Annotated in this window: 26 protein-coding genes; 6 read left to right on the forward strand and 20 right to left on the reverse strand. The window is 69.2% G+C overall.

Annotated features, from left to right (window positions below; genetic code table 11):
- Positions 1–11: 11 nt before the first annotated feature.
- From BLU81_RS37940 to BLU81_RS37995, 12 genes are all read right to left on the reverse strand, one after another.
- Entirely contained in the window at positions 12–614 is a 603-nt protein-coding gene (locus tag BLU81_RS37940) for a TetR/AcrR family transcriptional regulator (protein WP_092552621.1), read from the reverse strand.
- A complete protein-coding gene (locus BLU81_RS37945; protein ID WP_092552624.1) occupies positions 611–1,816 on the reverse strand; it encodes an acyl-CoA dehydrogenase family protein in 1,206 nt (401 codons plus the stop codon). The genes BLU81_RS37940 and BLU81_RS37945 overlap by 4 nt, the downstream gene beginning before the upstream one ends.
- Entirely contained in the window at positions 1,816–2,796 is a 981-nt protein-coding gene (locus BLU81_RS37950) for a phosphotransferase family protein (protein ID WP_092552627.1), read from the reverse strand. Before BLU81_RS37950 ends, BLU81_RS37945 begins: the two co-directional genes overlap by 1 nt.
- Entirely contained in the window at positions 2,793–3,578 is a 786-nt protein-coding gene (locus BLU81_RS37955) for an SDR family oxidoreductase (protein ID WP_092552630.1), read from the reverse strand. The genes BLU81_RS37950 and BLU81_RS37955 overlap by 4 nt, the downstream gene beginning before the upstream one ends.
- Entirely contained in the window at positions 3,575–4,321 is a 747-nt protein-coding gene (locus tag BLU81_RS37960) for an SDR family oxidoreductase (RefSeq protein ID WP_092552633.1), read from the reverse strand. The genes BLU81_RS37955 and BLU81_RS37960 overlap by 4 nt, the downstream gene beginning before the upstream one ends.
- Positions 4,322–4,366: 45 nt before the next feature.
- Positions 4,367–5,629 carry an ABC transporter substrate-binding protein gene (locus BLU81_RS37965; protein ID WP_092552636.1) on the reverse strand — a complete coding sequence of 421 codons (1,263 nt, stop codon included), beginning with the start codon at positions 5,627–5,629 and terminating at the stop codon, positions 4,367–4,369.
- Entirely contained in the window at positions 5,626–6,615 is a 990-nt protein-coding gene (locus tag BLU81_RS37970; RefSeq protein ID WP_092552639.1) for a branched-chain amino acid ABC transporter permease, read from the reverse strand. Before BLU81_RS37970 ends, BLU81_RS37965 begins: the two co-directional genes overlap by 4 nt.
- Positions 6,612–7,490 (reverse strand): branched-chain amino acid ABC transporter permease, encoded by an 879-nt coding sequence (locus tag BLU81_RS37975; protein WP_092552642.1) that lies wholly within the window; start codon positions 7,488–7,490, stop codon positions 6,612–6,614. The genes BLU81_RS37970 and BLU81_RS37975 overlap by 4 nt, the downstream gene beginning before the upstream one ends.
- On the reverse strand, positions 7,490–8,209 hold the full coding sequence (locus tag BLU81_RS37980) for an ABC transporter ATP-binding protein (protein WP_092552645.1): 720 nt from the start codon (positions 8,207–8,209) through the stop codon (positions 7,490–7,492). Before BLU81_RS37980 ends, BLU81_RS37975 begins: the two co-directional genes overlap by 1 nt.
- 143 nt (positions 8,210–8,352) lie before the next feature.
- The gene (locus BLU81_RS37985; RefSeq protein WP_092552648.1) at positions 8,353–9,060 is read right to left on the reverse strand and encodes an ABC transporter ATP-binding protein; all 708 of its coding nucleotides are present in this window, start codon (positions 9,058–9,060) and stop codon (positions 8,353–8,355) included.
- A 126-nt stretch (positions 9,061–9,186) separates the two neighbouring features.
- A complete protein-coding gene (locus tag BLU81_RS37990; RefSeq protein ID WP_092552651.1) occupies positions 9,187–9,822 on the reverse strand; it encodes an alpha-ketoglutarate-dependent dioxygenase AlkB in 636 nt (211 codons plus the stop codon).
- Positions 9,823–9,831: 9 nt separating this feature from the next.
- Complete coding sequence (locus BLU81_RS37995; protein ID WP_092552654.1) at positions 9,832–11,385, reverse strand: MFS transporter; 1,554 nt, start codon at positions 11,383–11,385, stop codon at positions 9,832–9,834.
- Between the two features lie 88 nt (positions 11,386–11,473).
- Between BLU81_RS37995 and BLU81_RS38000 the strand changes: the two genes are divergently transcribed.
- Entirely contained in the window at positions 11,474–12,208 is a 735-nt protein-coding gene (locus BLU81_RS38000) for a TetR/AcrR family transcriptional regulator (RefSeq protein ID WP_092552657.1), read from the forward strand.
- A gap of 149 nt (positions 12,209–12,357) precedes the next feature.
- Here BLU81_RS38000 and BLU81_RS38005 read toward each other — a convergent pair whose 3' ends face one another.
- The 7 genes from BLU81_RS38005 to BLU81_RS38035 form a co-directional block, all read right to left on the reverse strand.
- A complete protein-coding gene (locus BLU81_RS38005; protein WP_092552660.1) occupies positions 12,358–13,335 on the reverse strand; it encodes a succinate dehydrogenase/fumarate reductase iron-sulfur subunit in 978 nt (325 codons plus the stop codon).
- Positions 13,332–15,227: a fumarate reductase/succinate dehydrogenase flavoprotein subunit gene (locus BLU81_RS38010; protein ID WP_092552663.1), complete on the reverse strand. Its 1,896-nt coding sequence runs from the start codon at positions 15,225–15,227 to the stop codon at positions 13,332–13,334. Before BLU81_RS38010 ends, BLU81_RS38005 begins: the two co-directional genes overlap by 4 nt.
- A gap of 13 nt (positions 15,228–15,240) precedes the next feature.
- Complete coding sequence (locus tag BLU81_RS38015; RefSeq protein ID WP_092552666.1) at positions 15,241–16,035, reverse strand: hypothetical protein; 795 nt, start codon at positions 16,033–16,035, stop codon at positions 15,241–15,243.
- Positions 16,036–16,228: 193 nt separating this feature from the next.
- Positions 16,229–17,677, reverse strand: coding sequence for a TldD/PmbA family protein (locus tag BLU81_RS38020; protein WP_092552669.1), 1,449 nt, complete (start codon positions 17,675–17,677; stop codon positions 16,229–16,231).
- Positions 17,678–17,741: 64 nt separating this feature from the next.
- Positions 17,742–19,178, reverse strand: coding sequence for a TldD/PmbA family protein (locus BLU81_RS38025; protein ID WP_092552673.1), 1,437 nt, complete (start codon positions 19,176–19,178; stop codon positions 17,742–17,744).
- A gap of 31 nt (positions 19,179–19,209) precedes the next feature.
- Positions 19,210–19,767: a Uma2 family endonuclease gene (locus tag BLU81_RS38030; RefSeq protein WP_231953711.1), complete on the reverse strand. Its 558-nt coding sequence runs from the start codon at positions 19,765–19,767 to the stop codon at positions 19,210–19,212.
- Between the two features lie 75 nt (positions 19,768–19,842).
- Positions 19,843–21,618 carry a prolyl oligopeptidase family serine peptidase gene (locus tag BLU81_RS38035; RefSeq protein ID WP_092558224.1) on the reverse strand — a complete coding sequence of 592 codons (1,776 nt, stop codon included), beginning with the start codon at positions 21,616–21,618 and terminating at the stop codon, positions 19,843–19,845.
- A gap of 72 nt (positions 21,619–21,690) precedes the next feature.
- Between BLU81_RS38035 and mshB the strand changes: the two genes are divergently transcribed.
- The 3 genes from mshB to BLU81_RS38050 all read left to right on the forward strand — a co-directional run bounded on the left by mshB (position 21,691) and on the right by BLU81_RS38050 (position 23,676).
- The gene (gene mshB, locus BLU81_RS38040; RefSeq protein ID WP_092552679.1) at positions 21,691–22,569 is read left to right on the forward strand and encodes an N-acetyl-1-D-myo-inositol-2-amino-2-deoxy-alpha-D-glucopyranoside deacetylase; all 879 of its coding nucleotides are present in this window, start codon (positions 21,691–21,693) and stop codon (positions 22,567–22,569) included.
- Positions 22,566–23,093: a hypothetical protein gene (locus tag BLU81_RS38045; protein WP_092552682.1), complete on the forward strand. Its 528-nt coding sequence runs from the start codon at positions 22,566–22,568 to the stop codon at positions 23,091–23,093. Before mshB ends, BLU81_RS38045 begins: the two co-directional genes overlap by 4 nt.
- 109 nt (positions 23,094–23,202) lie before the next feature.
- Positions 23,203–23,676, forward strand: coding sequence for a hypothetical protein (locus BLU81_RS38050; RefSeq protein WP_092552685.1), 474 nt, complete (start codon positions 23,203–23,205; stop codon positions 23,674–23,676).
- Here BLU81_RS38050 and BLU81_RS38055 read toward each other — a convergent pair.
- Positions 23,673–24,632, reverse strand: coding sequence for a GNAT family N-acetyltransferase (locus tag BLU81_RS38055; RefSeq protein WP_092552688.1), 960 nt, complete (start codon positions 24,630–24,632; stop codon positions 23,673–23,675). The two genes, BLU81_RS38050 and BLU81_RS38055, sit on opposite strands and share 4 nt — an antisense overlap.
- A gap of 83 nt (positions 24,633–24,715) precedes the next feature.
- Between BLU81_RS38055 and fdxA the strand changes: the two genes are divergently transcribed.
- Together fdxA and dapC are read left to right on the forward strand one after the other, a co-directional pair.
- On the forward strand, positions 24,716–25,042 hold the full coding sequence (gene fdxA / locus BLU81_RS51090; protein ID WP_092552691.1) for a ferredoxin: 327 nt from the start codon (positions 24,716–24,718) through the stop codon (positions 25,040–25,042).
- On the forward strand, positions 25,039–26,139 hold the full coding sequence (gene dapC, locus BLU81_RS38065; RefSeq protein ID WP_231954871.1) for a succinyldiaminopimelate transaminase: 1,101 nt from the start codon (positions 25,039–25,041) through the stop codon (positions 26,137–26,139). The genes fdxA and dapC overlap by 4 nt, the downstream gene beginning before the upstream one ends.
- Positions 26,140–26,150: the final 11 nt, after the last annotated feature.

The raw sequence follows: 26,150 nt of genomic DNA on the forward strand, positions 1-26,150 counted from the left end.
ACCCCGCCCGATCAGTTTCCGGCCGGCGTGCTTTCGATCAGCATCGACGTGACCACACGCGTCAGCGCCGCCTGTGCCGATTCGACAGGTAGGTCCATGGCATCGCGCCACGTCGCCCACGTCGGCCAGAGACAGGCCGCGGTCAGGGCGTTCAGCAACTCCTCGTCGCTGCCGATCTCCGCGGCGAAGGTGGCGGTCAGTTCGTCCCGCACCCGCGAGACGTGCAGTTTGCGATAGCGCTGCAGGCCCGCCGAGAACGGCTCCTTCAACGATGATGCCCTGGCAGCCGGGCCGATCTCCTCCAGCAGGCGGGCCCGCTGGTGGCAGAACGCGTCGATCCGCTCGGCCAGCGGCAGGTCCGCCGGGACCGGCTGGTAGGACGCGTCGCGCCGTTCCAGAACCCGCTGCCCACTGGCCGCCATCAGCGCCTCCATGTCGGCGAAGTGGCTCCACAGAGCGCGCAGTGACACCCCGGCCAGCTTGGCCACCCGGTCGGCGGTGGGGCGCATGTCGCCTTCGCCGATCAGCCGGAGGTGCGCGTCGATGATCGCGTTGCGGGTCCGTTCGGACCGTGCGGTGCGACCATCGACGCGGGTTGGTGGTGGGTTGGTCACGAACTACTCCGATATCGCTTGAGTTCGCGGTGCGCCAGCGACCGCTTGTGCACCTCGTCGGGACCGTCGGCGAGCCGCAGCATCCGCGCGCTGGCCCAGATCCCGGCGAGCGGGGTGTCCTGGCTGAGCCCGGCCGCTCCGTGTGTCTGGATCGCCTTGTCCAGAATCCACTCCACCGCGGACGGCACCGCGATCTTGATGGCCTGGATCTCGGTGTGCGCGCCCTTGTTGCCGACCGTGTCCATCAGCCAGGCGGCCTTGAGCACCAGCAGCCGAGCCTGTTCGATCCGTACCCGGGACTCGGCGATCCAGTCCTGGACAACGCCCTGCTCGGCGAGCGTCTTGCCGAACGTGGTGCGGGCCAGCGCCCGGGTACACATCATCTCGAGTGCCCGTTCGGCCATGCCGATGAGCCGCATGCAGTGGTGGATCCGGCCCGGCCCGAGTCGCGCCTGGGAGATCGCGAAGCCGCCGCCCTCGACACCGATCAGGTTGGTGGCCGGGACCCGGACATTCTCGAAGATCAGCTCGGCGTGGCCACCGTGGTCGCCGTCGCGGTAGCCCATCACCGTCATGCCGCGCTTGACCGTCAGCCCAGGAGTGTCCCGGGGTACCAGGATCTGGCTCTGCTGCACGTGCCGGGCGGCGTCCGGGTCGGTCTTGCCCATCACGATGAAGATCTTGCAGTTCGGGTTCATCGCGCCGGTGATGTAGAACTTCCGCCCGTTGATGATGTAGTCGTCACCGTCCCGTTCGATCCGGGTGGCGATGTTCGTGGCATCGGAGGAGGCCACCTGCGGCTCGGTCATCGCGAACGCCGACCGGATCTCGCCGGACAGCAGCGGCGTGAGCCACATCTGCTGCTGCTCGGCCGTGCCGAACTCGGCCAGGACCTCCATGTTGCCGGTGTCCGGGGCGGCACAGTTGAGCGCGGGCGGGGCCACCGCCGGGCTGCGGCCGGTGATCTCGGCCAGTGGGGCGTACTGCAGGTTGGTCAGTCCGGCACCGTGCTCACCGGGCAGGAAGAGGTTCCACAGGCCGGCCTCTTTCGCCGCCGCCTTCAACGGGGTCAGCGCGGCCGGCGGCTCCCAGCTGTCGCCGTCGGTGTGAAAGCCGGATTCCGCCGGATAGACGTATTCGTCCATGAAGGCGAGCAGCCGCTTGCGGTAGTCCTCGGTCTTCGCGTCGTACTCGAAGTCCATCAGTGTCCCTCCAGTGCTCGATGACCCTGCTCGACCAGCGCGGGAACCATCGCGCCCATGGTGTCGAAACCAGGGCCGACCGTCTGGCCCTTGGTGTAGCGGAAGTGCACGCCTTCGAGGATGACGGCGAGTTTGAACGCGGCGAACGCCACGTACCAGTGCAGATCGCTGACGTCGCGCTTACTGCGCTCGGCATAGCGGGCGGCGATCTCATCGAGTGAGGGGTGCCCGGGAATGTCGATCGGGGCGACCGGCACACCGTCGAGTTCCAGCAGCGGCCGCCCGGCGTACACCTGCATCAGCGCGAGATCGCTGAGCGGATCACCCAGTGTGGACATCTCCCAGTCCAACACGGCGTTGACCGTCAGATCATCACTGACCAGCACATTGTCCAGCCGGAAGTCGCCGTGCACGACCGCGCCCGGCCCGCCGTCCGGGATGTCCGTGGCGAGGCGGGCGTGCAGCTCCTCGATCCCGGACAGCTCCCGGCTGCGGGACGCGTCGAGTTGCTGCTTCCACCGGCGCACCTGACGGACGTTGAAACCGGCCGGCTTGCCGAAGTCGCCCAGCCCGATCGCCTGCGGGTCCAGCGCGTGCAGGTCGGCGAGCGTGTCGACCAGGGTGAGGTTGAGTTCGCGGAACGCCTGCGCGCCGAGCCCGCCGGCATCCCGGTGGATCGTGCCGTCGACGTGCTCCATCAGGTAGAACGGCGCCCCGATCACCGCGGTGTCGGTGCACAGCCGCACCGGCCTGGGCACCGGGTAACCGGCCTTGGACAGGGCGTCGAGAACCTTGTGCTCGCGGGCCATGTCGTGGGCGGTGGGCAGCACGTGCCCCAGCGGCGGGCGGCGCAGCACCCAGCGGTCGGCGCCGTCGGTCACCGCATAGGTGAGGTTCGACTTGCCGCCCGCGAACATCGTCGCACTCAGCGGCGGACTGTCCAGATAGGCCTGGAGTCTCTCCAGGTCGAGGCCCTTCATTTCGACTCGAAACCGCGCTGGAGTTTGTTCATGCCTCCCAGCCAACGGTCCGGATCGCTCGCGCGCAAGCGGTAGTACTCCTCGACTTCCGGATGCGGGAGGATCAGGAAACCGGTGCCGTCCAGCGACTCGGCGACCAGGTCGGCCACCGCCGAGGGCGCCAGCGCACCGTCGGCCAGCAGCGAGGCCGCCCCACTGCCACGGTCGTTGCCGCGGGTCAGCATGTCGGTGCGGACACCCTGCGGGCAGAGAGCCTGCACGATCAAACCCCGATGGGCGTACGTCGCTCGAAGCCACTCGGCATAGGCCAGCGCCGCGTGTTTCGTCACCGAGTAGGTCGCACTGCCCAGCAGTGTCAGCAGCCCGGCCGCACTGACCGTCAGGAGCAGCCGTTTCGGTTCGCTACTGTCCAGCCAGCGGGGCAGCAGCGCCCGGCTCACGTAGACGTGCGACATCACGTTGACACCGAAGTCCCGCTGCCACTGGTCGTCCGGGGTCGTCTCGTTCCCGGCCGACAGCACTCCGGCGTTGGAGCAGAACAGGTCGATGCCGCCCAGTTCGGCCCAGGCGGTGTCGACCAGATGCCGGACGTCGTCCTCACTTGCCGCGTCGCCGGGCACCGCTATCCCGCCGATCTCGCCGGCCACGGCATGGGCCGCCTCCGCGTTCAGGTCGTTGACCACGACCCGGGCGCCGTCAGCGGCGAACCGCCGGGCCAGCGCCGCCCCGATCCCGCCACCCGCACCGGTGACGACGACCCGCTCGGGCGCGCCCGGGCTCACTGGACGGCCCCGGTCAGGGTCAGACCGCCGTCGATCACGATGGTCTGCCCGGTGATCCAGGCGGCGTCGGGGGAACAGAGGAACGCCACGGTCCCGGCCACATCGCTGGTGTCGCCGAGCCGCTGGAGCGGGTAGGTGGCCGCCACCTCCGCTTCCCGCCCCTCGTACAGCGCCGAGGCGAACCGGGTCTTCACGACCGCGGGCGCGACCGCGTTGACCCGGATCTTCGGAGCCAGCTCGACCGCCAGTTCCTCGGTGAGGTGGATCAGCGCCGCCTTGGTGGTGCCGTAGAACGCGATCCCCGGTGCCGGCCGGACCCCGGAGACCGACGAGATGTTGACGATCGAGCCACCGGTCTCGGCCAGGCCGCCGCGCAGTGCCTCCTGGATCCAGCCGAGCGTGCCGATCAGGTTGACCTCGGCCATCTTGCGGGCGGCGTTGAGGTCGAGGGTGGCCAGCGGGCCGTACGCCGGGTTGATCCCGATGTTGTTGATCAGTGTGGTGACCGGCCCGAACTTCTCCCGCACCGCGTCGATCACGGCGGTTCGGTGGGCGGGATCGTCACCCTTGCCGGCCACGCCGAGGGCCACCTCGGGGCCGCCGAGCTCCTTCACCGCGGCCTCGAGGGCCTCGGCGTCACGGCCGGTGACGGCGACTCTGGCTCCCTGAGCGATGAAGCGTTGCGCGATGGCGAACCCGATTCCCCGGCTTGCTCCGGTCACGATTGCTACCTGGTCAGCCATCGCCCAACCTCCTGGAGTCGTCTTTTTGCAGTCTGAGTGCAGATATTACGCGGCCGGTACGCCGTTCGGTGGCGGCGTCACGGCCTGACCCTGGTACGGAGCGACCGGGCCGTCATTGTCGTCGGTGGTGTACGGAGTCCCGAAGTAGACGGCCTTGCCCTTCTCGACCCTGGTGAGCTGCTGGCCGCCGTACCCCGAGTGATCCTGCGCGGAGAACCGCAGCGGCACCAGCCCCGGACCCTGGAAACCGTTCTTCTGTACCGCTTCGATGATCTTGTCGCGGGTCAGGTCCTTGCCCGCGGCCTGCAGCGCCTGCACGAACAGGTAGCCGACCGACATGCCGTAGACGACGTTGTTGTCGAACTCGGCATTGCCGTTGTGTTCCGTGTTGACCTTCTTGAACAGCTGGATCCACGGGTTGGCCTCGTCGGTGTTCAGCGGCAGGTAGTTGGCCGCCACCAGGCCCTCCATCAACGGCGCGGCAGCACCCAGGGTCTTGGCGACGGTGGTCGGGTCGGCTCCGACGTTACTGACGACGAACTGCGGTTTGAAGGCGATCTTCGCAGCGGTGCCGATCGACAGGGCGGTGAAACCGGGCACAGTGGCCAGGAGCACGACCTCGCAGCCGGCCGCCTTCAGCGCACCCATCTGCGGGCCGACGTTCGGATTGCTGGTCACGTAGCTCTCCTTGGCCGTGACCGCCCCGATGACCTTCTCGATCCCGGCCAGGCTGTCCCGGCCGAAGTCGTCGTCCTGGCCGAGGAAACAGGCCTTCTTACCGGCCAGGTTCTCCTTCACGTACGTCCCCAGGATCTTGCCCTCGACGGTGTAGTCCGGGTTGAACCCGAACGTCCCCGGATACTTGTCCGGTTGGTTCCAGCTGCGGCTGCCGCTGGCCACGAAGAGGTCGGGCACCCGGTTGGTCTTCAGGAAGTCGAGCACGCCGGTGTGCGTCGGCGTGCCGAGGCCGTTGAGGATCGCGAAGACCTTGTCCTGCAGTACCAGCTCGCGCACCACGGTCTGGGTGTTCGCGGGGTTGTAGCCGTCATCCTTGATCTTGTATTCGATGGTGCGGCCGTGCACACCGCCGTTCTTGTTGACGAAGTCGAAGTAGGCCTTGGTGGCCGGTGCGATCTTCGAGTAGCCGCCGGCAGCCGGGCCGGTCAGCGGCATGTGGGTGCCGACCGTGATCGTCTTGTCGGTCACGCCCGGCACATCGGCACCGCTCGTCCCGCCGCCACCCTCACTGGTGCAGCCCGCGGTGGCGAGCAGCATGGCGGCCAGAGCCGCTGTCGCTGTGCGTTTCATCGGTTCCTCCTGATCAGGCGTGAAATGCGAGATGGAATTGACGCGAGGCCGCCCGGGGCGGCGAGCATGACGACGACGAGCACCACACCGAAGACGACCAGCGCGAGGTTGCCCTCGAGCCGCTGGGACCCGGTCGACTCGCCGACCGCCTGAGAAAGGGCCGGTAGGAGCACCAGCAGGACCGCGCCCCACAACGCCCCGAACAGGCTGCCCAGGCCACCGATCACGATGGCCATCAGCAGGAAGAGCGAGAGAGTCAGCGGGAACGCGCCGGGCGACACACTCTGCGCGAGCACGGCGAACAGCGCGCCGGCGATTCCGGCGCAGGCGGCGCTCACCACGAAGGCCAGCACCTGGGTACGCGCCACGTCGACGCCGGCCAGCTTCGCCGCGGTCTCGTCGTCCCGGACCGCACGCAGGTCCCGCCCGAACCGGCCGCGCACCAGCAACGCCAGCAGCAGCACCACGATCAGGGCCGCGCTCCAGCACAGCCAGACCTGCCACTGCTCCATCGGCACCGTCTCCGGCGGCGGGTCCAGCGCCACCGACAGCCCTTGATCGCTGTTGAACGTCTCGTCGAACGTGCTGGTCACCGACGGCACCACGGTCGCCACGGCGAGCGTCAGCCCGGCCAGGTAGGGACCGCGCAGCCGGGCCGCGGCCAGACCGATCACCGCCCCCGCCACGGTCGTGGTCAGGACGGCGACGGCGAAACTGAGCGGCAGGTTCAGGAACTTGTTCTGGGTCAGCGCGAGCGTGTACGCGCCGGTCGCCATCAGGGCGCCGTGCCCGAGCGAGAGCTGACCGTTGAGTCCGGTCAGGACGGTCAGCCCGGCGGTCACGCACAGGTAGGCACCGACCGTGGCCAGCTGATAGTTCCGGAACGGTGGCAACACGAACGTCAGAGCGACCACCAGGAGCGCGCCGAGGGTGATCACCACGGCGGGGTGCGGCCGCACCTTGCGGACGATTTCGATGGTTGTCATGCCACCCTCGCCTTCGAGCTGGAGAACAGTCCGCCCGGCCGGCCGAGCAACACCACCACGAGCAGGGTGAGGACGGCCATCGGGGCGACCGTGACGTCGACGTATCCGCTGACGTACGACAGCAGCAGCCCCACCACGAGCCCGCCGACCACGGCTCCGATCGGACTGTCCAGTCCACCCACGACGGCCGCCGTGAACGCCGACACGAACACCACGTCCATGGCCGTCGGATGCACTCCCAGCTCGGTGGGGACGACCAGCATCCCGGCCAGCGAGCCGACCGCGGCGGCGAGGGCCCAGCCCAGCGTCAACATGCCGCCGACCGAGACCCCGAGCAGCCGGGACACGTCCGGTGCGAAGGCCGCCGCCCGCATCCGCAGGCCCACGGCGGTCCGGGTGAACAGCAGCGTGAGTGCCACGACCACCGCGCCCACCGCGCCGACGACGAACAGGTCGTAACGCGACAGCAGTGCCACCCCGCCGACCTCGAACGCGTCCCGGCTGAACGGCGTCCGCATCGGCTGGAACTCGTTGCCGTAGACGATGCCCAGCGCGCCCTGCAGGATCAGGACCAGGCCGAGCGCCACCACCACCCCGTTGAGCGGCGACGAATGGTCCACGAACCGCATCACCACCCGCTCGACGGTGACGCCCAGCAACAGCCCGGCCAGCAGTGCCGCCACGAACCCGAGCCAGTACGACCCGGTCGCGTTCGTCACCGACCAGGCGACGTAGACGGCGGCGACGGCCATCGCGCCCTGTGCGAAATTGACGATCCGGGCCGCCCGCCAGATCAGCACGAGAGCCAGCGCGAACGCGGCGTAGACCAGCCCACGGCTCAGCCCGTCGAAGGTCAGATAGATGAATTCGCCCATCAGAACCCCAGGTAGGCGTGTCGGAGATCGGTGTCGTCGCGGAGCACCGAGGCCTTGTTGCGGGTGACCACCCGGCCCAGCGACAGCACCACCCCCTCGTCGGCGATGGAGAGCGCGCTGCGCACGTTCTGCTCGACCAGCAGCACCGCGAGGCCGGTGCGATCCCGCAGGTCACGCAGCAGGGCCATGATCTGGCCGGTCACTTTCGGCGCCAACCCCAGCGACGGCTCGTCGAGCAGCAGCAGTCTCGGCCGTCCGACCAGGGCGCGGCCCAGGGCGAGCATCTGCCGCTCGCCACCGGAGAGCTGGTGACCGGCGGAGGATCGGCGCTGCGCCAGCGGCGGGAACAACTCGTAGACCTCGTCGAGCGCCACGCGGGCGTCGGCCCGGTCGCGCCGCCACAGGCCGCCGAGCCGTAGGTTCTCGTCGACGGTCAGTTCGGTGACCACGCCACGGCCCTCGGGGACGTGGGCGATCCCGCGCCGCACCAGATGCTCCACTCTGGTGCCGGCCAGCTCGGCGCCGTCGAGAGCGACCCGGCCCCGGGACGTCCTGATCAGCCCGGACAGGGCGCGCAGCAGAGTGGTCTTGCCGGCGCCGTTCGCGCCGAGGACGGCGACGATCTCTCCCGGCCGGACGGTGAGATCCACATCGTGCAGGACCGGGGCCGCGCCGTACCCGGCGGTCAGGCCCTCGACCTCCAGCAACGTGCCGCTCATCGGGAGTTTCCCAGTGCGACCGGGGTACGGGTGATCATCGGCGCTCCTCCTTCGGGGCCGTTCTCCGGGTATGCCGCTGAAAGCCGTGTCATGACCGGCTTTTCGGGTATGCGAATAGAAAGAACGCGAGTGAGACGGGTGGGTCAGGCCGCGACGCCGAGATAGGCCTCGGTGACCTTGGGGTTCGCACTGATCTCACCCGGGGTGCCGAGCGCGATCGGCTTGCCGAAGTCCAGCACCAGGATCTCGTCGCAGACCGACATCACCAGGTCCATGTGGTGCTCGACCAGCAGAACGGTGGTGCCGATCTCGGTGATCAGGGTGCCCAGCCAGCGGATCTCGTCGGCGTCCAGGCCGCCCGCCGGCTCGTCGAGCATCAGGATGCGTGGCTTCGCGACCAGGGCGCGAGCCAGCTCGACGCGTTTGCGGATCGCGTACGGCAAAGCTGCTGGATATGCCTCCGCAAACCCCGCGACGCCGCATCGCTCCAAAGCGGCCAGTGCCTCGGTCTCGGCCCGCCGGTGTCTTGCGCCGACCATCACGTTCTCCAGGACGGTCATGCCGGCGAACTGGCCGACACCTTGAAGAGTCCGGGAGATCCCGAGCCGGTTGAGGTGGTGCGGGCGTGGCCGCCACGGCTTGCCGTCGAGCGTGAGCGACCCGGAGGTCGGCTGCACGAAACCGCTGATGACGTTGAAGAGAGTGGTCTTGCCGGCGCCGTTCGGCCCGATGACGCCCACGATCCGGCCCGGGGCCACGCGCAGGGAGACGGTGTCGAGAGCGGTCAGGCCGCCGAAGCGGACGGTGATGTCGTGGAGTGCCAACTCTTTAAGGGGAGGGTCTGTTGACATGGCTGCCTCGCCGGACCGGTGGAAGTCCTGTGTGGGAGATGGAGCCTCAACTATTTACACTTGGAGTGTAACTTTCTCGGCGGACTCGTCAACCACTTGCGATGTCCCTGTTACGGGCTTGTTTTCTCAGGCCACTCCGACGGGCCGGAACTGCACGCTGACCCGCGGCCCGACCGGCTTCGCGGTCTTCGGCACGGCGTGCTCCCAGGTGCGCTGACAGGAGCCGCCCATCACGATCAGATCGCCGTGCCCGAGTGGGAACCGCAGAGTGTCGTGCCCGCCGGCCCGTGGTCGCAACAGCAGGTTGCGTGGCGAACCGAACGAGACGATCGCGACCAGGGTGTCCTCGGTGGCGGACCGGCCGAGGGTGTCGCCGTGCCAGGCCACGCTGTCGCGCCCGTCGCGGTAGAGACACATGCCCGCGGTCACGAACTCCTCGCCCAGCTCCTCGGCGTAGTGCCGGTTCAGCTCGGCTTTCGCCGCGGTCAAGGCGGGATGTGGCAGCGGCTCCCGTGGGCCGAACCACCGCAGGAGCCGGGGGACGTCGACGACGTCGTCGAACATCTTCCGCCGCTCGGCACGCCAGTCGATGCCGAGCAGGGTCTCGAAGACGGCGTCGGAGCCGTGCAGCCACCCGGGAAGCACGTCGACCCAGGCGCCTGCGGTGAGCCGATGCCGGGCCGGCCGGCCGGTCAGTGGTGCGACCGTCTCGGCCGGCCCGGAGATCAGGTCGAAGAACGAAGGCTGGTAGGCGCTGGTCATGCCGCCATGTTAGTACTGACGTTCGATTCCGGCGGGCGCCGATTCCGAATCTGTGGACAACTCGTTGGGCGCATCCGCCTCTGTGGACAACGGATCGGCCGCCTCCGGATCCGTGCCAGGCTTCGGACGCAGCACCGCGGCGGCCAGGATCGCCGCCGCGACCCCACCCACCACGCCTACCAGGGAGGTGACCGCGATGGCGTCCACGAAAGCATCCCGGGCCGCGTCCGCGAGCCCCGGATCGCCGGCCCGCAAGGCGTCACCGAGCGACTCCCGGGCGGGTCCGGAGACACCGTCCGGCAAAGCCGCGCGGTATGCGGTGGTCAGCACGCTTCCCAGTACGGCGACGCTGAGTGCCGTCCCCACCTGCTGCACCGTGTCGTTGACAGCGGACCCGACACCGGCCCGCTCGGGCGGCAGCGCGCCGAGCAGCGTCCCGACCGCGGCCGGCGCCGCGACACCACTGCCCATGCCGATGACTACGAGTGCGGTCGCCAGTTTCAGATAGCCGTCCTGGGGATCGAGCGAGGCGAGGATCGCGAACCCGCCCGCCACCAGCAGCAACCCGGCCGACAGCGCCACCCGTGCACCGAATCGCTTGTCGACCACCACGCCGACGCCGTTGAAGACCATCGTCGTCACGATCATCGGGATGAAGGCGGTGCCCGCCTGGATCGGCTCATAACCGAGAACGAACTGGAGGTACTGCGTGATCGCCAGCATCACGCCACCGGCAGAGAAGGACAGCAGCACCAGTGCCAGGCTGGCTCCTCGGAAATTGCGGTTCCGGAAGAGTTCCAGTGGCAGCATCGGCTCGGCGACCCGGCGCTCCCAGAGGATGAAGCCGGTCAGGGCGACCAGGGCGACGACGAATCCGCCAGAGGTTCGCAGTGACTCCCAGCCGTGCTCCGGAGCCGAGATGACGCCCCAGATCAGGGCGGTCATGCCGATCGTGGAGAGCAGTGCGCCCACCGTGTCGGGCCGCGACGCCGGGCCTTTCGACTCGGGGATGAAGGCCAGCGCGGCCAGCAGGCCCAGAGCGGCGATCGGAATGTTGAGCAGGAAGACCGAGCCCCACCAGAAGTGCTCCAGAAGCAGGCCGCCCAGGGTCGGGCCGCCGAGAGCACCGAGCATGAGCACCGAGCTCCAGATGGCGATCGCCTTCTTGCGCTCGTCCTCGTCGAAGACCGTGGTGAGGATGGCGAGCGTGCCCGGCATGAGGAAGGCGGCGCCCAGGCCCATCAGGCCACGGATCGCGATCAGCTGTCCGGGGCTCTCGCAGACGGTGGCCAGCGCGGAGGCGCCACCGAAAATGATCAGGCCGATGACCAGGCCGAGGCGGCGGCCGTGCCGGTCGGCGAGGCTGCCCGCCGTGAGCAGCACGCCGGCGAAGACCAGGATGTAGGCGTCGATGATCCACTGAATGTCGGCGGTGCTCGCGCCCAGGTCGCGGATCAGTGCCGGGATAGCGATGTTCAGCACCATGTTGTCCACGACGACAACGAGCAGGGTCAGGCAGAGCACACCCAGGATCAGCCAGCGCCGCGGATTGCGTTCGACCATCGAGATTCCTCTCTCGTACGGTGTTCGGGAAGCTCGAACACCGTACCAGTGGACTCGAACAGTGTGTGATCCCCTTTAAGATGACGTCATGCCCGACTTCACCGACTCGGTGTGGACCCGACCAGCCCGCACCCGCACCGGTCAGCCGACCCTCAGCCGGGAGCAGATCGTCCGCTCCGCGATCGAACTCCTCGACACCGAGGGCCCGGCCGGACTGAGCATGCGTCGCCTCGGTGCCCGGCTCGGTTCCGGTGCCACCTCGCTCTACTGGCACGTCGCCACCAAGGACGACCTGCTCGAACTGGCCGTCGACGAGGTGATGGGCGAGATCTACGTGCCCGAAGCAGGCGACGCGCCCTGGCGGGTCGGCGTCTCGGTGATGGCCAACGGAACCCGGGCCATGCTGCTGCGCCACCCCTGGGTGATCGGGCTGCTCGGCACCCGGCCCACCATCGGGCCGAACGTGTTGCGGATGAGCGACCGCATCGTCGCCCTGTTCTCCGCTGCGGGGTTCCGCGGCCCCGACCTGTCACACGCGTATTCGCTGGTGAACGCACATGTCATCGGCGCTGCGACCACCGAGGCGGCCGTCGCGGCGGCGGTCCGGCGATCCGGGCAGCCGGCGGCCGAGCTGCGGGAGAGCCTGCAGCCCTACATGGAGAAGGTCGCCCGGGAACACGATGCCTACGAGCGTTGGCGACAGGAGGACGGCGTCGCCGAGATGAACCCGGAGGCCGCGTTCGCGCAGAGCTTCGCCTTCGGCCTGGACCGCATCCTCGACGGTCTCGAACTATGGCTGAACAGCCGGGACGACAAGGTTTGAGGCCGGACGGGCGTGCAGATGCATGCCGCGCCAGCTGTCGGGGGTGCTCGCCGGCGCGGCCGTCGTCAACTAGACGACCCTCCACGACGCCAAAGGGCGCGGCCGTCGTCAACTGGAGGGCACCCCACGACACCAAAGGCGGAAGGGGGTCAGTGGTCCTTGGGTTTGTCCGGTTCGGGGTGGTGGTAGGTGACCTGCTCCGGCGGGAGAGGAAAGCTGATGTCGTCGCCGAAGGGGGAGAGGCCGCCCTGCAGCGGCGCCGCCATCTCGGCGATGTCCATGTGACCGTCGGGGCCGACCGGCGGGCCTTCAGGCAGGCGGGCGCTGGACATCGACGGATTGACTGTGGAGACGGAGGCCGGGGCGGAGGTGGATTCGAGCTGGTCGCGGCGGAAGATCTTGCGGCCCAGCCAGACGAGCGGGTCGTAACGGCGGTCCACCACACGCTCCTTCATCGGGATGATCGCGTTGTCGGTGATCTTGATGTGTTCGGGGCAGACCTCACTGCAGCACTTGGTGATGTTGCAGTAGCCGAGACCCTGGCTGGCCTGCGCGTACTCCTTACGGTCGGTGCGGGCGTCGAGTGGGTGCATGTCCAGCTCGGCGGCCCGGATGAAGGATCGAGGACCGGAGAAGGCGGGCTTGTTCTCGTCGTGGTCGCGGATGACGTGGCAGGTGTTCTGGCAGAGGAAACACTCGATGCACTTGCGGAACTCCTGGCTGCGTTCCACGTCGACCTGCTGCATCCGGTACTCGCCGGTCGCGACTCCGGGCGGCGGCGCGAACGCGGGCGTCTCCCGGGCCTTCTCGTAGTTGAAGGACACATCGGTGACCAGATCGCGGATCACCGGGAAGGTCCGGATCGGCGTGATGGTGATGGTCTCGTCCGCGGTGAACGTCGACATCCGGGTCATGCACCCGAGCCGCGGCTTTCCGTTGATCTCCATCGAGCAGGAGCCGCATTTGCCGGCTTTGCAGTTCCAGCGGCAGGCCAGATCGGGCACCTCGGTGGCCTGCAGCCGGTGGATGATGTCGAGGACGACCTCGCCCTCGTTCACCTCGACGTCGAAGTCCCGCAGGTCGCCGCCGGCCGCGTCGCCGCGCCAGACACGAAAGTGGCGTTTCACTCTGCCTCCACCTCGGCCAGTTCCTCATCGGTCAGGTATTTCGCCAGTTCACTGCGCTCGAACAGGGCGATCAGCTCGGCCCGCATCGACGGCACCGGCTTGCGTTCCAAATGCACCCCACCGGAGCCGTCCAGCGAGCAGACCAGGTTGATCCGCCGCCATGCCGGGTTCATCGCCGGGAAGTCCTCGCGGGTGTGCCCGCCGCGGGACTCCTCCCGCTCCAGCGCGGCGCGTGCGGTGCACTCCGAGACGACCAGCATGTTGCGCAGGTCGAGAGCCAGATGCCAGCCGGGGTTGTAACGCCGACCGCCCTCGGCGCCCACGTCGGCGACGCGGGCGCGCAGCTCGTGGAGACGCTTGAGCGCGTCGGTCAGCTCACCCTCACGCCGGATGATGCCGACCAGGTCACCCATCACCACTTGAAGATCCTGCTGGAGGGTGTACGGGTTCTCCCCACCCGTACGAGCAAGGGGTGCGAGAGCGACCTCGACCGCCGCGGCGACATCGACCTTCGCGGGTTTCGGCCGCACCCGCAGCGTGTCCACATAGGCGGACGCGTGCTCCCCGGCGCGTTTGCCGAAGACGAGCAGGTCGGAGAGCGAGTTTCCGCCGAGCCGGTTGGAGCCGTGCATGCCGCCGGACACCTCGCCGGCCGCGAACAGCCCCTGAACCGTGCCGAGCGCCGCCCCGGTGTCGGGTTCGACTTCGACGCCGCCCATCACGTAGTGGCAGGTCGGCCCGACCTCCATCGGTTCCTTGGTGATGTCGACGTCGGCCAGTTCCTTGAACTGGTGATGCATCGACGGCAGTCGCCGGATGATCTGCTCGGCCGGCATCCGGCTGGCGATGTCCAGGAACACCCCGCCGGCCGGACTGCCCCGGCCCGCCTTGACCTCGCTGTTGATGGCCCGGGCCACCTCGTCGCGGGGCAGCAGTTCGGGCGGGCGCCGGTTGTTGTCGGGATCGGAGTACCAGCGGTCGCCCTCCTCCTCGGTCTCCGCGTACTGCTTGCGGAAGACGTCGGGGACGTAGTCGAACATGAATCGCTTGTTGTCGGAGTTGCGCAGCACCCCGCCGTCACCCCGGACCGACTCGGTGACCAGGATGCCCTTCACACTGGGCGGCCAGACCATGCCGGTCGGGTGGAACTGCAGGAACTCCATGTTGATCAGGGTCGCCCCGGCGCGCAGGGCCAGCGCGTGGCCGTCGCCGGTGTACTCCCAGGAGTTCGAGGTGACCTTGTAACTGCGGCCGACCCCGCCGGTGGCCAGCACCACCGCCGGCGCTTCGAGGAGCAGGAACTCGCCGGATTCCCGGTAGTAGCCGAACGCCCCGGCCACCCGGTCGCCGTCGAGCATCAGCTCGGTGATCGTGGTCTCCTGGAAGACCCGGATCCGCGAGTCGTACGAGCCGGTCTCGGCGTAATCCTCCTGCTGCAGCGAGACGATCTTCTGCTGCAGGGTCCGGATCAGTTCGAGGCCGGTCCGGTCGCCGACGTGCGCCAGCCGTGGATATTCATGGCCGCCGAAGTTCCGTTGAGAGATCTTTCCGTCTTTCGTACGATCGAAAAGAGCCCCGTAGGTCTCCAGTTCCCAGATCCGTTCCGGCGCTTCCTTGGCGTGCAGTTCGGCCATCCGGAAGTTGTTCAGGAACTTGCCGCCCCGCATGGTGTCCCGGAAGTGGACCATCCAGCTGTCGCGCGAGTTCACGTTGCCCATCGCAGCCGCCGCGCCGCCCTCGGCCATCACCGTGTGCGCCTTGCCGAGCAGCGACTTCGAGATGATCGCGGTGCGTTTCCCGGCGAGCCGTGCCTCGATCGCCGCACGCAGACCGGCGCCACCGGCCCCGATGACGACGACGTCGTAGAGGTGCCGTTCGATCGTGGTGCTCATATCGCCGCCCTTCTCAGTTGATGACGCGCAGGTCGGTGAACCAGCCGGCGGCGAGACCCATGATGTAGAAATCGGTCAGCGCCAGAGTGCCGAGCGTGATCCAGGCCAGCTGCATGTGGCGGGCGTTGAGCTTGGACACGAACGTCCAGAGGCGGTAGCGCACCGGATGCCGGGAGAAGTGCTTCATCCGGCCGCCGATGATGTGCCGGCAGGAGTGGCAGGAGGCGGTGTACGCCCAGAGCATGATCACGTTGATCCAGAGGATCACGTTGCCCAGGCCGAGCCCGGTCGTCTGCGCGTGGATCGCGTCCCACGTGTTGATCACCGAGATGAGCACGGCGGCGTAGAACGCGTACCGATGGGCGTTCTGGAAGATCAGCGGGAAGCGGGTCTCGCCGGAGTACGTCTTGTGCCCGTCCGGCACCGCGCACGCCGGCGGCGACAGCCAGAAGGCCCGGTAGTACGCCTTCCGGTAGTAGTAGCAGGTCAACCGGAAGAGCAGCAGGAACGGCAGAGTGAACGCCGCTTCCGGGATGAGGAAGAAGCTCGGGAGCGGGGTGCCGAACTCCGCCGCCCGGCCGCACACATCAGTGAGGCAGGGCGAGTAGAACGGTGTCAGATAGAGGTATTCCTCCACAAAGAACCACTGATGCATGAAGACTCGGACGGTCGCGTAGGTGACCCACGCACCCAGTCCGATAAAGGTCACCAGCGGCGCGAGCCACCACCGGTCGGTGCGCAGCGTCCGCGCGGTGATCGCCGCCCGCGGTTTACCGCCGCCGCCCGGCCTCGTTGCCGTCGTCGTCATTCCATCTCTCCCTGACAGTGCCGTGTACAGGGTCGGGACGCGACGGGATCGGGACACAGTGATGCCCCACTCGCCGTCGCGTCACGACAGTGATGTGGGGCACACGTTACGCCGAAGGTCTGACGGTTCGCGCGGTGCGGGTCACAAAAAGGCCATCCCGCGTGTCAAAGATGATCACCAATGCGATATGGCTTCATCCGGAGGCGTTCCCGGTGAGGTTCCACTCGGCCAGATGCAGCGCGGGAGCGGCGTACCGGGCCCGCCCCCACGACTCCGGCAGCAACACCGTCTCGGCGCCGATCCCGAGCACCCGCCCCGGCCCGAGCGCCTGCGGATAGGACTGGGTGAACCGCATGTTGCTCACCGCCGAGACGACCTCGCCGTCCTCCACCAGCCAGACCCCGTTCCGGGTCAGGCCCGTGATCACCAGGGTCTTCGGGTCGAGCACCCGGGTGTACCAGAGGTCCGAGATCAGCAGCCCCCGCCGCATCCCGGCGACCAGCGGACGAGCCGACTCGACGATCGCCTCGGCGCCGCCGGTGCCCGGAGCGGCGCCCTGCACCGGTGCCGCCTCCAGTCGCAGGTGGGAGGCGTGCGGACCCCAGGATCGGGACACGGCTGAGCCGTGCCCGGTCGACGTGGTGCCCGCCTGCCCCGCCGACGTGCGGTCATGCGTCACCGCCTGGGTCACCCCGTCCCGGACCAGCACCAGCGGCCGCCGGGGGGTGCCCTCCTCGTCGAAGGCCAGGTCACCGGCCGGTTCGTCACGGCTGCCCAGCGGGTCGTCCACGATGGTCACCGACGGGTCGAACTGCTCCCGGCCCGGCTCGGCGAAACTCTGTTGCTGGTGGTGAGCCCGGCCGTCGAAGCCGAAGTACGCGAAGTTCTGCAGGATGTCGGAGACCGCGTCCGGCTCCAGCACCACCTCGTAACGCCCCGGTGGCAGCTCGACCGGCTCGCGAGCGGCAAGCGCCTTCGCCGCCGCCCGGGCGCCGAGCACCGCGCCGTCCAGATCACCCAGCCGGGCCGCGGCCAGCCGGGCCACCCCGTCGGCGCCACCGGACCGGGCGATGCCGTCCATCGCGGCCTCCGTGGTCCGGCCCTCCACTGCCTGACCGGCACTGTTGGCGAACGCCGCGGAGACGTAGACGGTCCGGCAGTAACCGGCCGTCTCCAGCCCATCGGCCGCCCGCACGAAATCCCGGACCCGTTCGGCGCGCTCGGCCGGTTCGGCGCGGGCGGTCGCCTCGTCGAACCCGAACGCCAGCCCCGACCGCTCACCCGAACCCGGATGCCCGGCGGACAGCCGCAGCGGTGCCGGTGGCGCCAGCCCCGGCCACGACCGGTCGGCCGGGCTCACCCGCGTCGCCGCCAGAGTCCGCTCGACCAGGGCGCGCAGCCCGTCCACATCGGTGATCGTGCTGGAACCGCCGACGGTCCGGCCGTCCACGTGCAGCCGCAGCCGCACGGCGGTGGTCGAGTCCGCCACGTTCTGATGGATCGCCGAGTTCGCGAACCGGGTCAGCGCCAGCTCCTCGTGCCGCACGTTGACCTCGGCCTCGGCCGACCGCCCGGCCAGCCCTCGCACCAGCTCGATGACCTTGGCCGCCAACTCCAGCTCAGCCCCGGCGCGCCCACTCATGCCGCCACCTCCGCCGCACTGTCGAAAGCGACGCCGTCGAAAGCGACGCCGTTGATCGCCCCGTTCATGCCCGCACCCCCACCCGCACGTTCGCGAACCGGGCCGGCGCCGCCGGATGCCCGGTGTGCCCGATCTGACCGGGCTGTCCCTTCCCGCAGTTCGGCGTGCCCCACGCGACCGTCTCACTGGACAACATGTCCATCGACTGCCAGAAGCGAGGGCCGATCCCGGTGTACGTCGGGTTGCGCAGCATCCGGCCCAGCTTCCCGTTCTTGATCTCGTAGCCGATCTCGCACCCGAACTGGAAGTTCAGCCGCCGGTCGTCGATCGACCAGGACCGGTTGATGTCCATGAAGACACCGTCGTCGGTCGCCGCGATGATCTCGTCGAGCGTGTGCGGTCCCGGTTCCAGACCGACATTGGTCATCCGGACCATCGGCAGCCGGGACCAGCCGTCGGAGCGGACACTTCCCGCGTAGTCCAGCCCGGCGACCGCCGCCGAGTCCCGCCCGGCCAGCACCCCGACCCAGATCCCGTCCCGGACCGCGAACCGTTTCGCCGCGGGGGTGCCCTCGTCGTCGAAGCCGAAGCTGCCCAGCGCACCCGGGAACGTCGGATCGATCGAGATGTTCATCAGGTCCGACCCGTACCGCAAGGATCCGAGCCTGCTGAGATCCAGCCAACTCGTGCCGGCGAAGGCCGCCTCCCAGCCGAGGATCCGGTCCAGCTCGATCGCGTGCCCCACCGACTCGTGGATCTGCAGGGCCAGTTGCTCCCCACCGAGCACCAGGTTCGTCTCGCCGGACGGGCAGAGCGGAGCGGTCAGCAGCGCCCGCGCCTCGTCGGCCATCCGTGGCGCGTTGCCCACCAGGTCGATCTCGTCGATCAGCTCCCAGCCGCGGGTGCCGAACTGCCCCCGATGCGACGGCCAGGACCGCCGCTGGATCTCGCCGTCGCCGATCGCGATCGCCGTGACCCCGGCGCCGCACTCCCGGATGTGCTGGTCGACGCGGTGGCCCTCGCTGGAGACGAACCATTTGCGGGTGTCCCACGCCTCGTAGTTGGCCTGGGCCACGTCGGCGCCTGCCGCCTTCGCCGCGGCGGTCGCCCGGACCAGCAGGTCACCCTTGTCGGACAGTGGCACTCCGAGCGGATCGATCACGCAGTCGGAGGCCCAGCTCGCTGTCACGGCCGGTGACGGCACCAGCTCATGGGAAGGGCCGGGGACCGCGGCACTGGCGGCGGCGATCTGAGCGGCGCGCCTCCCGGCGGCCTTGGCGGCCGGTCCGGACAGTTCCGGTACGGCGTAGAAGCCCCAGCTCGAACCGACCAGCGCCCGCACGCCCAAGCCGGCGCTCTCGTCGAACCCCAGGTCCTCGACGTCCCCGTCCCGTGCCGAGATGCTCTCGCTGCGCCGCAGCATCACCCGGGCGTCGGCATATCTCGCGCCCGCATCGAGCGCGGCCTGAACCGCCGCCCCCGCCTCATCGAAGTGGGTCATGCCCCGACCCTATGCGGCAGGTGCGACGTTTTCAGCGAGGCGGCAACAGATCCGCCGGGTCGATCGTCACGGCCACCGGTTCCGTGATTTCCAGTAGTTCACCGGGCGCCGCACTCGCGTGTTCCAGGTACTTGTCACCTTCGAGGCGGTATAGGCGGAAGATCTCGGTCCGCGGATCGATCAACAGGTACCAGGGAATCCCTGCCTCCGCGTAGAACCGCATCTTGAGCACCATGTCGGTGGCTGCGCTCGACGGTGAGATGACTTCGCAGGCCAGCTTCACCACGTCAGCGTCATGCACCGAGTCCTTGAAGTTGATCTCTGTGGTGATGAGAAAATCTGGGATTCGAATATGACCTGGACTGAGCCGGATTTCCAGATTGCCAGGAAAGGCGTAGAGCCCGACGTCTCGGGCCAAGGCATACAGGTTGCCCTGAAGGCTTCCGACCACCTGTTGGTGGTCTCCTGCTGGGGTGGGGGTCACTACCAGGCTCCCGTTGAAAAGCTCGATGTGTTCGGGCGTTTCGCCGATAGCCAGGTACTTCGACTCGGTCCAGGTGTCTTCGCCGAGGTGAAGGGTCAATGTCATGGCGTCATCTCCCGTGTTGTCGTGAGAGGACGGTCGCATATCATCTGGTCTCATATCAACCCCTCGCGAGACTACTCACCCATTCAGGAAGGTTAACTCCTCCTCGCAGGTGACGGCACGGCGTGACGGGAAACCGGCCAGTTCGGCACCCACCAGGAGGACGTCGGTGGACACCCCCGCCTCGGCCAGCCCGTGATGCGCGTAGACGTCCGGCGAGTCGGCCCGGTCCCCCAGATGGCGCTCGGCCACCGTCGCCGGCACGTCCGCCCAGTCCACCACCGGCTGATGCGCCACGGCCCGATGAAAAACCTCCGGACGCTTGAGTACGGCCATCGCCGCCAGCCACCCGCCGAGGCCCTGCCCCCGTACCGAGACCCGGCTCAGGTCCAGGTCGGGGTGCTTGCCGTGCAACGCGTGCAGGGCATCGGCCTGGTCGGCGAGCACCACGTCGGCCAGTCGCCGGTGCACCGCCTTCTCGAAACTGGGCGACACTCCCGGCGTACCGCGCGAATCGATGCTGACGACGGCGAAGCCGGAGTCGGCCCACCACCGCCGCGAAGCCCACGCCGAAGGGTCCGCCAGAACCTGCTGCCGCCCCGGCCCGTCGCCCATCGTGACCAGCACCGGCAGCCGTGTCCCGACGACATGCCCGGCCGGGTAGAGCACGCCTGCCGGAAGCCGCCGGTCGGTGACCCGCTCCAGGATCGCCTCATTCCCGGAAGGCGGGGGCGAGGCTGGCGCCCGCAGCGTCAACTCCCGTTCGCCGTGCCACACCCGGGTCCCGGCGACGAGCACGTCCCCGCCCACCGTCACCTGATCAGAACCGGTCAGCGTGGCGATCCGCTGGATTTCCGGCCCGCCCCCGCTGAGTGCGGTGCGCACCCGGAACACCTCCCGCACCGCGGGTTCGCCCAGGCTGCCCTCGACGATCAGGTCGGGTGATCCGGCCGGCCCGCCCGCGCGCGGCAGCGTCCCGGTGACCCGCCGCACGTAGAGCCCGGGCGGCGTGAGCAGTGACCCGTCGGCGAAGAGGCAGCGCGCGTCGAAACCGTCGTGGGCGAGTTCGCCACCGACCAGCACCCGCCCGTCCGGCAGGTGCCGCGGCGTGCCGGGGATCGGTTCCACCCAGCGGGCGTCGGCGAGTTCGGCGTGCACCTGGGTCTCGCCGGTGCGCGGGTCGATGGAGAGGATCAGCCCGTGCTGCTGCATCCGGCGCAGCACGGTGATCAGCGGGCCGCCGCCGGACCACCGGACCTGGGCCAGGTGCGGATAGGTCTCCCGGTCCCAGTGCACGTCGACCCAGCCCTCGTCGAGGTCGAGCAGGTGCAGGCTGATCGAGCGGGCGCTGCGGACCGCGAGGATCTGCCGGCCGTCCGGGGACCACCACCATCCGCGGGTACGCCCGAACTCGCTCGCCCCGGCCCCCGGGATCCCCCAGGCGATCGTGTCGCCGTGTTCGCGCCACGCGTTGCCCGGTTCGCCGGCCAGCAGGCGGTCGCCGTCCGGCCCGGCGACCCGCAGGGACGCGGCTTCACCGGGATCGGTGAGATAGCCGATCGCCAGGCCCTGCGGGTCGGGCCGCGCGTCGTGGGCCGGCCCGGACGTCGCGACCCGGCCGAGGGTGCCGTCGATCAGGTCGGCCCGGAACAGTTCGCCGTCGCGGATCAGTGCCACGACCCGGGCGTCCCGGTCGGTGGCGTACGAGTCGACCCCGTCGGCGACCCGGCGCTCCACCCCGCCGGCGAGGTCGAGCAGCCAGAGCTCCGACGAGCGGAGGAACACGGCACGGGCGCTGTCGGCGCCGACGGTCACGTCGTTTGGGTACTCCACGCTTCCAGCATCACCGATCAGGGGCGACTCGCGCCGGGCAAACCGCGGGCTGGTGAAGCGAGTTCGTCGGTGGTCGCGCGTACAGTAGCGGCCGTGACTGAGAAGCTCCCCGCCCGCCGCCTGCTGCTGGTTCACGCACACCCCGACGACGAGGTCATCGGCACCGGGGCGACGATGGCGCACTATGTCTCCGACGGCGCCCACGTGACCCTGGTCACCTGCACTCTGGGTGAAGAGGGCGAGATCCACGTTCCCGAGCTGGAGCAGCTCGGCGCGGCCCACTCCGACCAGCTCGGCGGCTACCGCCTGGTCGAGTGGGAGCGGGCGTGCACCGCTCTCGGTGTCTCCGACCACCGGATGCTCGGCGGGGTCGGCCGCTACCGGGACTCCGGCATGATGGGCCTGCCGACCAACGAGCACCCGCGCGCGTTCTGGGGCGCCGACCTGGACGAGGCCGCCGCCCACCTGGTCGAGATCATCCGGGAGCTCCGTCCGCAGGTGATGATCACGTATGACGAGAACGGCTTCTACGGCCACCCCGACCACATCCAGGCGCACCGGGTCGCGATGCGGGCCGCCGAGCTGGCCGGCGCGGACGGCCCGGAGAAGATCTACTGGACGGCGATGCCGCTGAGCGTGCTCCGCGACGGCATGGAGGCCTTCCGCGAGTCGGGTGACAATCCGTTCGCTGACGTGGAGAAGGTCGAGGACCTGCCGTTCGGCACCCCCGACGAGGAGATCGCCGCGCGGATGGACGGCACCGACCACTCCGCGAGGAAAACCGCGGCGATGCGCGCACACGCCACCCAGATCCCGGACAATTCCTGGCTGTACGGGATCGCCGGCGACTTCGGCAGTGAGTTCATGGGCGTGGAGTACTTCACGCTCGTCAAGGGTGAGCGCGGGCCGGGTTCGGGGCCGTTCGGCTGGGAGTCCGACCTGTTCAGCGGCTTGGATGTGGCAGGGAGATGACTGATCTGGAGACCGCTCCGGCAGAGGAGGTCACGCGGCCGGAGCCCTGGGCCGGCTGGGGGACCGTCATCTCGGTCGCCGGGGTCATCCTGTCGATCATCGCCACGGTGCTCACCGCCTTCCTCGAGCTGGCGCTGAGTTCGCTGCGGACCGGCGCGTTCGGGGCGGTGCTGAAAGGGGACTCGTGGGTCGAGGGGACCGGTTCGGCCCTGCCGCTGGCGGCCCTGGTGGCGATCGGGGCGAACCTGGCGATCGGCTGGTTCGCGGTGACCGCGACCGGACGGCGCGGGGCGATCGGCCTGCCGTGGGCGCTGTGGACGCTGATCATGCTGATGGCTGCCGGGAGCCGGACCGTCGAGGGCGACTACCTGCTCACGGAGACCAACTGGGTGTCGGTGGTGACGATTCTGGCCGGGAGCCTGACGTTCGCCGTACACGCTTATAAGTTGATCTTGAGGCCCCCGGCCGATGCTCTGCAGCCTCGGCCGTCAACTGACAGCGGACTCCCAGGCAGCCTCCAGTAATCCCACACGCACCATCCGCGAAGATGAGCGGCGGATCGAGCGCCGCCGGTGTTGTGGGCGCTACGATCCCGCCCACGAGATTCACGGCGCCCACTTACTGGAGGACGAGATGAGGCAGCAGCGCTGGTTCCGGATCGCGGCGCTGGCGGTCGCCCTGTTCGTGATCAACGTGATCGCCCGGCTGGTGATCCGTTTCAGTTCCGACAGTGCGGACGACAGCGCTTCCGGGTTCGCCTCGATCGCCATGTTCACGGTGATCGCGCTGGTCCTGGCGGTCCTGACGTTCATCCGCTCGCAGCGGGTCAAGCCAGGCGACTGGCTGCCCGACGTCGGGTTCGGCGCGCTCGCCGGGTTGGCCCTGACCGTCCTGGTGGGACCGTTCGTCAGCGGCGAGAGCCCGTTCGAGGGCGGTGCCGACAACTTCTTCGCCCAGGTCTGGCTCTTCGCGGCGTGCGGGATCGCGGGCACGCTGATCGGCTACTGGGTGGCCGTGATGCTGGGCCGTGACCACCGCTCCCGCGCACTGAAGGCGTTCACCCAGGCCCGGACCGAGCGCCCGCGCCGCGTGGTGGGCCGCCGCTAAGCCGGTGCTTGTCTGGTCAGATAGGTGTGGTGGGTGCTGAACCCGATCCGGCCGTACAACGTCACGGCCGGCGTGTTCCGCTCCTCCACCTGGAGATAGGCGCGGGTGGCACCGTGCTGTGCCGCCCACTGCGCCAGCGCCCGCACCACGTGCTGCCCGAGCCCGCGGCGGCGGGCGGCCGGTGCGGTCTGCAGCAGGGACACGCCGAGCCAGCGATCCGGACCGGTCACCGCACCCCGGGCCACCGCGAGCAGGTCACCGTCCGCGTCGCGGACATGGGCGAAGACCTTCTCCGGTACGCCGTTCAGAACGCTCAGCGCCGCGGCCGGCAGCGGGCCCTTGTGCTCGGCGACCATCGCGTACCAGTCGTCACCGGGGGAGTCGGCCAGCCCGACCGGCGGCAGATCGGTGCGCGCCGGGGTGGCCAGCATCGGGGCCAGCACGGCGGTCTGCATCAGCGTCAGCGGCCGGCTGGTCCAGCCCCGCTCGTCGAGCGCCGCGTTGACCGGGGCGGCGAGTGGCATCGGTGCGTTGATCAGCGGCTGCTGGCCACGCTCGTGGTACCACTTGACGACCGCGTCGATGGCCGCCTCCAGCGGGCGGTCCGGGTCACCGACGGCGAGTGCCGAGTTGGCCCGGCCGGTCCAGTTGTCCGCGGCCCGCAGAATCCACCCGCCGAGCCGGGCTCGAACCGGGGCGGGCCAGGCCTCGTCGGCGGCGTGCTCCAGGGCGATCACCGTGGCGGCATGCGGCCGGCGTGCGGCCGGTACCCGTTTGGCGCGGTGGACCTCACGCAGCGGCACCCGTACGGTGCCTTTGGCGGTTGCGATGGTGAGTTCGGTCTCGGTGAGGTCGACTAGCTCACCGAGGGCGTCCGTGAAGAGCGTGCGGTCCCCGGTTACGCCTACAATTCGCCGTACCACCACCCGGTGTCCCACATCCTGCTGTCGGAGCACGTAATACCTCCCTAGGCGGGAATACTAGGCTCTGCAATTTGTCGTCGGCGGTTCCCGCGGCGTGGCTTTGAAGGGAAAGACCCGTGACCTACATCATCGCTGAGCCCTGCCTCGATGTACTCGACAAGGCGTGCATCGAGGAGTGCCCGGTCGACTGCATCTACGAGGGCAACCGGATGCTCTACATCCACCCCGATGAGTGTGTCGACTGCGGGGCCTGTGAGCCGGTCTGCCCGGTGGAGGCGATCTTCTACGAGGACGACGTCCCGGAGCAGTGGAAGGACTACACCAACGCGAACTACGAGTTCTTCGAGGACCTCGGTTCGCCCGGTGGTGCGTCCAAGGTCGGCAAGATCGACAAGGACGCGACGTTCATCATCGCCCAGCCGCCGCGCGGGGACGCACACTGAGCGCCCTGTCGTCGGCCCTGCCCGACTTCCCCTGGGACCTGCTGGAGCCGGCCAAGGCGATCGCCCGGTCACACCCGGACGGCATCGTGGACCTGTCGGTCGGCACCCCCGTCGACCCGGTTCCGGCTGTCGTCCAGCGGGCTCTCGCCGACGCCTCGGACTCGCCGGGCTATCCGCTGACCGCCGGCACGCCGCAGTTGCGTGCCGCCATCGCCGGCTGGCTGGCCCGGGAGTGCGGCGCCTCCGGTGAGCTGGGGGTGCTGCCCACGATCGGCTCGAAGGAGCTGGTCGCCTGGCTGCCCACCCTGCTCGGGGTCAAGCCCGGTGACGTGGTCGTCATCCCGCAGGTCTGCTACCCGACCTACGAGGTCGGCGCGAAACTGGCCGGTGCCGAGGTGATCCGGAGCGACTCGCTCACCGCGATCGGCCCGGACCGCCGGGTCAAGCTGATCTGGATCAACTCGCCGTCCAACCCGACCGGCAAGGTGCTGCCCGCCGAGCACCTGCGCAAGGTGGTCGACTGGGCCCGCGAGCGCGGCGTCACGGTGGTCAGCGACGAGTGTTACGTGTCGCTCGGCTGGGACGCCACGCCCGTCTCGGTGCTGTCCGACGAGGTCACCGGCGGCGACTACGCCGGTGTGCTGGCTGTGCACTCGCTCTCCAAGCGTTCCAACCTGGCCGGTTACCGCGCCGGGTTCGTCGGCGGCGACCCGGCCCTGGTCGGCGAGCTACTGGCGGTGCGCAAACACGCCGGCATGATCGTCCCGGCTCCGGTGCAGGCGGCCATGGTCGCGGCGCTGACCGGCGAGGAGCATGTCGCCCAGCAGCGTGCCCGCTACGCCGCCCGCCGCGAGACGCTGCGGTCCGCGCTGGTCAAGGCCGGTTTCGAGATCAGCCACTCGGAAGCCGGTCTCTACCTGTGGGCGACCCGCGACGAGGACTGCTGGACCACCGTGGACCGGCTCGCTCAGCACGGCATCCTCGCCGCGCCGGGCGCGTTCTACGGTCCGGCGGCCGCGAAACACGTGCGGATCGCCATGACCGCGACCGACGAGCGGGTGGCGGCAGCCGCCGACCGGCTCGCCGCCTTCCACTAAGAGGAGTGCCC

This window comes from Actinoplanes derwentensis (assembly GCF_900104725.1).
GTDB classification, from domain to species: domain Bacteria; phylum Actinomycetota; class Actinomycetes; order Mycobacteriales; family Micromonosporaceae; genus Actinoplanes; species Actinoplanes derwentensis.